An 8,507-nucleotide genomic window follows, 5' to 3' on the forward strand; every position below is an offset into this window, starting at 1 on the left:
GAACATCCGTTCCAAGATCATCAAGGACAACCCAGCAGGCGTAAGGGGCTGATATCATGGACCTGCACAGCTTTGCCGATCCGCGTCAGGCCGATGTGGTTTACGAGACCGACAGTCCCGTCCTCTACGAGGTCAAGGGTCATGTGGCGCTCATCACCCTGAACCGCCCGACCTTCAACAACGCCCAGAACAGCCAGATGACCTATGCGCTGGACGCGGCCTTTAAACAGGCCGTGGACGACGACAATGTCAGGGCCATTGTTCTGGCGGGCGCGGGCAAGCATTTCTCTGCAGGTCATGACATCGGCACACCGGGGCGCGACGTGACCCTGTCGTTCGATCGCGTCCATCTGGTGCCTGACCACACCAACAAGCCCAAGGCCGAGTTCCTCTATACCCGCGAGCACGAGGTCTATCTGGGCATGTGCCGCCGCTGGCGCGACATCTCCAAGCCGACCATTGCGGCGGTTCAGGGGGCCTGTGTCGCGGGCGGTCTGATGCTGGCCTGGGTGTGCGATTTCATCGTCGCCACAGACGATGCCTTCTTTCAGGACCCTGTGAACCGCATGGGCATTCCGGGGGTCGAATATTTCGCCCACGGGTTCGAGCTGCCCCCGCGTATCGCCAAGGAGTTCATCATGTTGGGCGAGCGTATGAGCGCCGAGCGGGCGTGGAATTTCGGCATGGTCAACCGTCTGTCCACACGCGAGAAACTGATGGACGACGTGATGGCCATGGCCAATGAGCTCGCCACCCGTCCGCGTCTGGGCAACTGGCTGACCAAACAGGCGCTCAATCAGGTCGAGGACCTACGCGGCAAGCGCACGGCGATGGATAGCGTCTTCCACATGCACCACTTCGCCCACGCTCAGAGCGATCTGGTCATGGGGCACAACCTCGGCGGCATGGATGCCAAATCCATGGCCGCCGCCAACAAGGCGCAAGCCGCCAAGTCGGGGGACTAGGCCATGGCGGGGGGGAATATTTCTACAGTTCTGACCGAACGCTTGGGCTGTAAGGCTCCGATCATCCAGACCGCTATGGGTTGGGTTGCCGAGCCGTCGCTGGTGATCGGCAGTGTCGAGGCCGGAGCGTTTGGTTTCCTCGGTGCCGCCGTCATGACACCCGACGAAGCCCGCGCCAAAATCCTCGAAGTCCGCAACGGCACCGACAAGCCGTTCGGTGTGAACTTCCACATGTTCCAACCGGGCGCAGAGCAAATCGTCGATCTGATCCTCGCCAACAAGGAGCAGATCCGCGCCGTCTCGTTCGGTCGTGGTCCCGACACCAAAATGATTGGCCGTTTCAAGGATGCCGGTATCCTCTGCATCCCCACGGTCGGCGCGGTGAAACACGCGCAAAAAATGGAGCAACTGGGCTGTGACATGGTCACGGTTCAGGGCGGCGAAGGCGGCGGCCATACCGGCTCGGTCCCCAGCACCATCCTGCTGCCGCAAGTCCTCGACACCGTGAAAATCCCTGTCGTCGCAGCGGGCGGCTTTGCCGATGGTCGCGGTCTGGCAGCTGCCCTGTCATACGGCGCTGTCGGTATCGCCATGGGCACCCGCTTCCTGATGACACAGGAAAGCCCCGTCCATGCCAATGCCAAGGCCGGGTATTTAAAGGCTGGCACCGACCAGATCATCGTCACCACCAAGCTGGACGGCATCCCGCAACGGATGATCCGCACCCCGCTGATGGACCGCATCGAAAAGTCCGGCCCGCTGTCCAAATGGCTGCGCGCCTTCGAGGCGGGCATGATCATGAAGCGCCAGACGGGGGCCAGTTTTGCTGACCTGATCGCCGCGGCCAAGGCCATGTCCGGTCACGGCGAGCAACCGCTGCAACAGGCCCTGATGGCCGCCACCATGCCCACCCTGATCCAGAAGGCTGTCGTCCATGGCGACACTGAAAATGGCGTCATGGCCACGGGCATTGTCGGTGGCCGCATCAACGAAATCCCGACCTGCCGCGAGCTGGTCGACCGCACCATAGCCGAGGCACTGGCCCGCATGGATGCCGTCGCCGCCTTGCGTCCCCAAGCTTAACCCTTTTCCTGCGAGTTCCCGATGCCCATTACTCTGAGCGTCAAAGACCGGATCGCCGAAATCGTTTTCGACCACCCGCCGGTCAATGCCTTTGATTCCGATATGTGGTGCGCCCTCCCGGGCATCATCACAGAAGCCGGCTCCCGCGAGGACGTGAACGTCGTCCTCATCCGTGCCGAAGGGCGCGGTTTTTGCGGCGGCGTCGACATCAAGGAGATGCAGGCCCACCCCGAACGCATCGTCAAACTGAACCGTGGCAATTACGAAACCTTCCGCGCCGTGCGCGCCTGTCCGGTGCCAGTCGTGGTGGCCGCCCACGGCTTTGTCATTGGCGGCGGCATCGGCATTTGCGGTGCGTCGGATACGGTGATCGCATCCGATGACTGCTTCTTCTCGCTGCCCGAGATTGACCGTGGCGCGATGGGCGGCGCGTCGCACCTGTCGCGCATGTTCCCGCTGCACGTCGTGCGCGCGGCCTTCTTCACCGGCGGCCGCATCACCGCACAGGACGCATGGCGTCTGGGCGGTATCCACAAGGTCGTCAGCCGCGACGAACTGCTCGGCGAAGCGCGCGCCTTTGCCGCCATCATCGCCGCCAAGAGCCGTACCGCGCTGTTGTTGGCCAAGCAGGCTCTGAATGGCCTTGAGGCCCGTGACGTCGATCAGGGCTATCGTTTCGAGCAGGGCTTTACGCTCGAAATGTACATGCACGAAGACAGCCAGAAGGCCCGAGACGCCTTTGTCGAAGGCGGCAAGACGGCGAAATACTGATGGAACTGTCCTACACCCCCGAACACGATGCCTTCCGCGCCGAGGTGCGTGAATGGCTGGCCCAGAATTTGCCGTCGCAGCCGCTGGAGCATTTCGACGCCAGCCGCGAAGGTTTCGAGGCCCACCGCGCATGGGAAGCCACGCTGAAATCCGGCGACTGGGGCATGGTGACATGGCCCGTGGAATATGGCGGTCGCGGCCTCGACCTGATCAGCTGGCTGATCTTCGAAGAAGAATATTATAGCGCCGGTTCCCCCGGTCGCGTGAACCAGAACGGCATCTTCCTTCTGGGTCCGACGCTAATCGAGTTTGGCACCCACGAGCAGAAGTCGCGCTTCTTGCCCCCCATGGCGTCCGGCGATGAAATCTGGGCGCAGGCATGGTCGGAACCACAGGCAGGTTCGGACCTTGCGGGCGTTCGCGCCACCTGTGTTCAGGACGGCGACGACTATATCCTCAACGGCCATAAAATCTGGTCTTCGCGCGCCGTGTTTGCTGACTGGGCCTTTGGTCTGTTCCGCACACCGGGCACCGAGCGCCACAAGGGCCTCAGCCTGATCTTCTTCCCGCTGAATGCCGAGGGAGTGACGGTCAACGCCATTCCCAAGATGAACGGCCATGTCGGTTTTGCCGAAATCTTCCTTGAGAACGTGCGCGTTCCCGCCTTCAACCGTCTGGGTGACGAAGGTCAGGGCTGGCACATCTGCATGGCCACAGCCGGTTTCGAGCGCGGTCTGATGCTGCGCTCGCCTGCCCGCTATCAGGTCGCCGCCGCCAATCTTGCCGCCCTGTACCAAGCCCGCAAGGACCGCTGCGATCCGGCGCTGGAAGCCGAGGTCGTCAAGGCGTGGATGAATGCCGAGGCCTATGCGCTCAACATCTATTCCACCGCCAGTCGCCTAATGAGCGGCGGCCAGATCGGACCGGAAACCAGCACCAACAAGATTTTCTGGTCCGAGTTGGACATCCACCTTCAGGACACGGCCCTGCGCATCCTCGGCCCCGAAGCCGAGTTCACAGCGCCCCCCGCTATCGAGGGCCAGCCCCTCTGGATCGACGACTACATCTTCGCTCTCGCGGGCCCGATCTATGCCGGCTCCAACGAGATTCAGCGCAACATCATCGCCGAGCGCATGCTCGGCCTGCCGAGGTAGAGCGCAATGGACTTTACCCTTTCCGAAGACCAACTGCTGTTCGTCGATGCCGCCCGCACGGTGCTGACCGACACCTGCGACACGCTTCACCTGCGCAAGATGCTGGAGCGCACAGATGCGTTCGATCAAGAGCGTTGGGATGCCATCGTCGAGACCGGCCTGACGGTTGTTATGCTGCCCGAGGCCGCTGGCGGTCTTGAACTTGGCGCGCTCGACTTTGCCCTGATCGCCGAGGCCGCTGGCTATTATCTACTGCCCGAACCTCTGGTCGAAAGCGCCGGTATCGCCGCGCCTCTGCTGGCCGCTTGTTCACCATCATCGGACTATCTGACCGATCCGTCCAAACGCATCGCCATTGCTCATCCGGTCAATCCGGTCGTGGCCGATGCCGACATCGCCGATGCCATCCTGCTGCACCACAACGGGGCCACGCATCTGCTGAAACCGTCGCAGGTCACCCTGACCCGCGAGGACAGTATCGACCCGTTCCGCCGCCTGTTCCGCGTGGACTGGACGCCGGACCGCGCCACCCAGATTTCCGACCGCGCAGAGCTGTGGGATCAGGCCTTTGATCGTGGAGCGCTGTTTGCCGCCGCCCAAGGTCTGGGTCTGGCCCAGCGCGCTGTCGATTTGGCCGTCGAATACGCCAAGGAGCGCCAGCAGTTCGGCAAGCCGATCGGCACCTATCAGGCTGTTAAACACCACCTCGCCTCGGCCCAGACCAAGATCGAGTTTGCCCGTCCGGTCCTGCACGCCGCAGCTGCCAGTCTGGCCAATAACGACATCTATAGCCGTGCTCGCATCAGTCAGGCCAAGCTGGCCTGTCTGGAAGCCGCCGATTATGCCGCCCGCGCCAGCCTGCAGGTCCACGGGGCCATGGGGTACAGCTATGAAGTCGATGTGCACCTCGTGCTGAAACGCGCGTTGGGCCTGACCTACAGCTGGGGCGAGCCGCACCGGCATCGCGCCCGCGTTTCCGAGCGCATTTTCAACCGTGCCGTCGGGCCGGACCAAACCTTTACCTATGAGGTCGCCTGATGGCCGAAGCCTATATTATCGACGCCGTTCGCACCCCCACGGGCCGTAAGAAGGGCTCACTAGCCGCCCTGCACCCTGCCGATCTGGCCGCCCATCCGATCAAGGCGCTGATGGAGCGCGTGGGCGTGGATGCCGGTCTGGTTGACGATGTCATCTGGGGCTGCACCGACACCATCGGCGGTCAGGCAGGCGATATTGCCCGTACCGCATGGCTGTGCGCAGGGCTTCCCGAACATGTGCCGGGCGTGACCATCGACCGCCAGTGCGGCTCGTCGCAACAGGCCATACATTTTGCGGCCCAAGGCATCCTGTCCGGCACGCAGGACATGGTTGTCGTCGGTGGCAGTCAGGCCATGAACCGCATCCCCATCTCGGCAGCCATGCTGGTCGGCCCGCAGTTCGGTTTTGAAGAGCCATTCCGTGGGGCTAGGGGCTGGGACGCCCGTTACGGCGACCAAGAGGTCAACCAGATCCGCTCGGCCGAGATGATCGCCGCCAAGTGGAACATCAGCCGCGAAGCCATGGAAGCCTTCGCCGTCGCCTCGCACCAGCGTGCGCAACAGGCCACCGAGCAAGGCTGGTTCGCCCGCGACATCGTGGAACTGGAAGGTCTGTCGCACGACGAGACCATCCGCCCGACCACCACGCTGGAAGGTCTGGCCACGCTGAAGACCGTCAACGAGGGCGGTGCGATCACCGCCGGTGTTGCCAGCCAGAACTGCGATGCCGCTGCCGCCATGCTGATCGCATCCGAAGCCATGGTGAAAGCCCACGGCCTGAAGCCGCGCGCCCGCATCCACCACATCTCGGTTCGCGCCGACAATCCGGTGTGGATGCTGACCGGCCCTATTCCGGCGACGCAATATGCGCTGCAAAAAGCGGGCATGAAGATCGAGGACATCGACCTGTTCGAGTGCAACGAAGCCTTCGCCTCGGTGCCGATGGCATGGATGCAGGAACTGAACGTCCCGCACGAAAAGCTGAACATCATGGGCGGCGCGATTGCTCTGGGTCACCCGATCGGAGCCACCGGCGTGCGCCTGATGACCAATCTGCTCAACGGCCTTGAGCGCACGGGTGGCCGCTATGGCCTGCAAACCATGTGCGAAGGCGGCGGTCAGGCCAATGTCACCATCGTCGAGCGTCTGTAGGCCAGCATGAACCCGGCCATCGACATTCCCAACCTGCTCTACACCTATGCCGACCTGTTCGACGCCGGTGATTTCGCAGGGGCCGCACGCCTGTTCGACCACGGTGCCCTGTTCGCAGGAACCAACGAAATCAGGGGTGAAGCGGCCATCGTCGCCATGTGGCAAAAGACGGTGCATCTCTATGCCGATGGCACACCGCGCACCCGCCACCTGACCACCAATCCGCGCATTGCACTGTCGGACGACGGCACAAGCGCCCAGTGCTGGTCGCAGTGGACGGTACTGCAAGCCACCGACACCCTGCCGTTACAGATCGTGGCCACCGGTCGCTATCACGACCGTCTAGCCATCATCGACGGCGCGTGGCGCTTTGTTGAGCGCCGCTACCTCCAGATCGATTTCACGGGCGATGTCAGCGCCCATCTTCAAATGCCAATACCTGTCAGGGAGCTCTGAACATGGGCATCTGCGAAAATCGCGTTGTTATCGTCACCGGCGCAGGCAACGGGCTGGGCAAGGCCTATGCTCTGGAACTGGCCGCACAGGGGGCCAAGGTCGTCGTCAATGATCTGGGCGTCGGTGCCCATGGCGAGGACGGAGCCTCCAAGGGAGCGGCCCAACTGGTTGTCGATGAAATCGTCGCGCGTGGCGGTCAGGCTGTCGCCAATACGGGTGACGTCGCCGACTGGGAAGCCGGTCGCGGCATGGTGCAAACCGCCATCGACACCTTTGGCCGTCTGGACGCCGTCGTGAACAATGCCGGTTTTGTGCGCGACCGTATGTTCGTGTCATCCACACCGGAAGAATGGGATGCGGTCCTGCGCGTCCACCTGCGCGGCCATTTCTGCACCAGCCGACACGCCGTCGATTACTGGCGCGCCCAGCAAAAGGCGGGCAATCCGATTGCTGCCCGCATCATCAACACCACCTCGGGCGCCGGCCTTCAGGGGTCGGTCGGCCAATCAGCCTATTCGGCGGCCAAGGGCGGCATTGCCAGCCTGACACTGGTTCAGGCGGCTGAACTGGCCCGTTACGGCATCACCGCCAATGCACTGGCCCCCAATGCCCGCACCCGTATGACGGCGACCGGCGGCTTTGACATGGATGCCAAGGACGGCGCGTTCGACGTCTATGATCCCGCCAATATGGCCCCGCTGGTGGCATGGCTGGCCAGCGATCAGTCGGCCCATGTCTCGGGTCAGGTGTTCGAACTGGTTGGGGGCAAAATCTTCCTGTCGCAAGGCTGGACCGACAGCCCGTCGCAAGACAAGGGCGCGCGCTGGCAGGCGGACGAACTGGGCCCTGTAGTCGATAAACTTCTGGCCGAGCGTATTGCGGCCAAACCTGTCTGGGGTACCCAAGCATGAGTTTTGTGAACACACCGCCCGCCTACCCTGAGGCCCGTGGTTTGCTGAAGGGCAAGACGGCGGTGATTACCGCCGCTGCCGGAACCGGTATCGGGTTTTCGGCGGCCAAGCGGGCGGCTGAAGAAGGTGCCACCCTGGTCATCAGCGACTTTCACGAGCGCCGTCTGGGCGAAGCTGCCGATGCCATCGAGGCAGCGGTGGGCGTGCGTCCGCATACGGTTGTCTGCGATGTGACCCAGCAGGCCGATGTAGACCGTCTGCGTGATGAATCGCTTCGGCTGCTGGGCCGGATCGACGTGCTGATCAACAATGCCGGTCTAGGCGGCGAGGTCGATGTCGTGGACATGACCGACGCGCAGTGGGACCGCGTTCTGGATGTGACCCTGACCTCTGTCTTCCGCATGAGCCGTGCCTTCCTGCCGGTGATGTATGCGGCCAAGTCGGGCGCTGTGGTCAACAATGCCTCGGTGCTGGGCTGGCGCGCGCAAAAGGGTCAGGCCCACTATGCCGCCGCCAAGGCGGGCGTGATGGCCTTTACCCGTTGCTCGGCGGTGGAAGCGGCCGAGCACGGCGTGCGCATCAATGCCGTCTCGCCATCCTTGGCCATGCACCCGTTCCTGGCCAAGGTGACGACTGACGAGATGCTGGCCGAGCTTTCCAAGCGCGAAGCCTTTGGCCGTCCCGCCGAGGTCTGGGAGATTGCCAATATCATGGTGTTTCTGGCCAGCGACCTGTCGTCCTATCTGACCGGCGAGGTCATCTCGGCCTCCAGCCAGAGGGCATAAGTATGGGCGTTGTCTTCGATACGCCAGACGCCCTGATCGGGGCTGAAGGCCGCGATCTGGGCCATACCGACTGGCTGTCGGTCGAGCAGGACCGCGTCACCACCTTTGGCCAGACCACCGGCGACATGCAGTGGATCCACGTCGATCCCGCCCGCGCCAAGGACGGCCCGTTCGGCGGCACCATCGCCCACGG

Annotated in this window: 10 protein-coding genes; all 10 read left to right on the forward strand. The window is 63.1% G+C overall.

Features of this window, described 5'->3' with window-relative positions; all coding sequences use genetic code 11:
- Positions 1-56: 56 nt before the first annotated feature.
- On the forward strand, positions 57-965 hold the full coding sequence (locus tag RSB01_RS12395; RefSeq protein ID WP_332591086.1) for an enoyl-CoA hydratase: 909 nt from the start codon (positions 57-59) through the stop codon (positions 963-965).
- 3 nt (positions 966-968) lie between these two features.
- Positions 969-2,048: a nitronate monooxygenase gene (locus RSB01_RS12400; protein ID WP_332591085.1), complete on the forward strand. Its 1,080-nt coding sequence runs from the start codon at positions 969-971 to the stop codon at positions 2,046-2,048.
- A gap of 21 nt (positions 2,049-2,069) precedes the next feature.
- Positions 2,070-2,819 (forward strand): enoyl-CoA hydratase family protein, encoded by a 750-nt coding sequence (locus RSB01_RS12405; protein ID WP_332591084.1) that lies wholly within the window; start codon positions 2,070-2,072, stop codon positions 2,817-2,819.
- Positions 2,819-3,973, forward strand: a complete 1,155-nt coding sequence (locus RSB01_RS12410) for an acyl-CoA dehydrogenase family protein (protein WP_332591083.1) — start codon at positions 2,819-2,821, stop codon at positions 3,971-3,973. The genes RSB01_RS12405 and RSB01_RS12410 overlap by 1 nt, the downstream gene beginning before the upstream one ends.
- 6 nt (positions 3,974-3,979) lie before the next feature.
- Positions 3,980-5,011, forward strand: coding sequence for an acyl-CoA dehydrogenase (locus RSB01_RS12415; RefSeq protein ID WP_332591082.1), 1,032 nt, complete (start codon positions 3,980-3,982; stop codon positions 5,009-5,011).
- Positions 5,011-6,162 (forward strand): acetyl-CoA C-acetyltransferase, encoded by a 1,152-nt coding sequence (locus RSB01_RS12420; protein ID WP_332591081.1) that lies wholly within the window; start codon positions 5,011-5,013, stop codon positions 6,160-6,162. Before RSB01_RS12415 ends, RSB01_RS12420 begins: the two co-directional genes overlap by 1 nt.
- Positions 6,163-6,168: 6 nt before the next feature.
- Positions 6,169-6,618, forward strand: coding sequence for a nuclear transport factor 2 family protein (locus tag RSB01_RS12425; protein WP_332619739.1), 450 nt, complete (start codon positions 6,169-6,171; stop codon positions 6,616-6,618).
- 2 nt (positions 6,619-6,620) lie between these two features.
- Complete coding sequence (locus RSB01_RS12430; protein ID WP_332591079.1) at positions 6,621-7,529, forward strand: SDR family oxidoreductase; 909 nt, start codon at positions 6,621-6,623, stop codon at positions 7,527-7,529.
- Positions 7,526-8,314, forward strand: a complete 789-nt coding sequence (locus tag RSB01_RS12435) for an SDR family oxidoreductase (protein WP_332625571.1) — start codon at positions 7,526-7,528, stop codon at positions 8,312-8,314. The genes RSB01_RS12430 and RSB01_RS12435 overlap by 4 nt, the downstream gene beginning before the upstream one ends.
- 2 nt (positions 8,315-8,316) lie before the next feature.
- Positions 8,317-8,507: MaoC/PaaZ C-terminal domain-containing protein (locus RSB01_RS12440; RefSeq protein WP_332625572.1), on the forward strand; the 191-nt coding region annotated here is incomplete at its 3' end.

Source organism: Brevundimonas sp., assembly GCF_036659295.1.
Lineage (GTDB): Bacteria > Pseudomonadota > Alphaproteobacteria > Caulobacterales > Caulobacteraceae > Brevundimonas.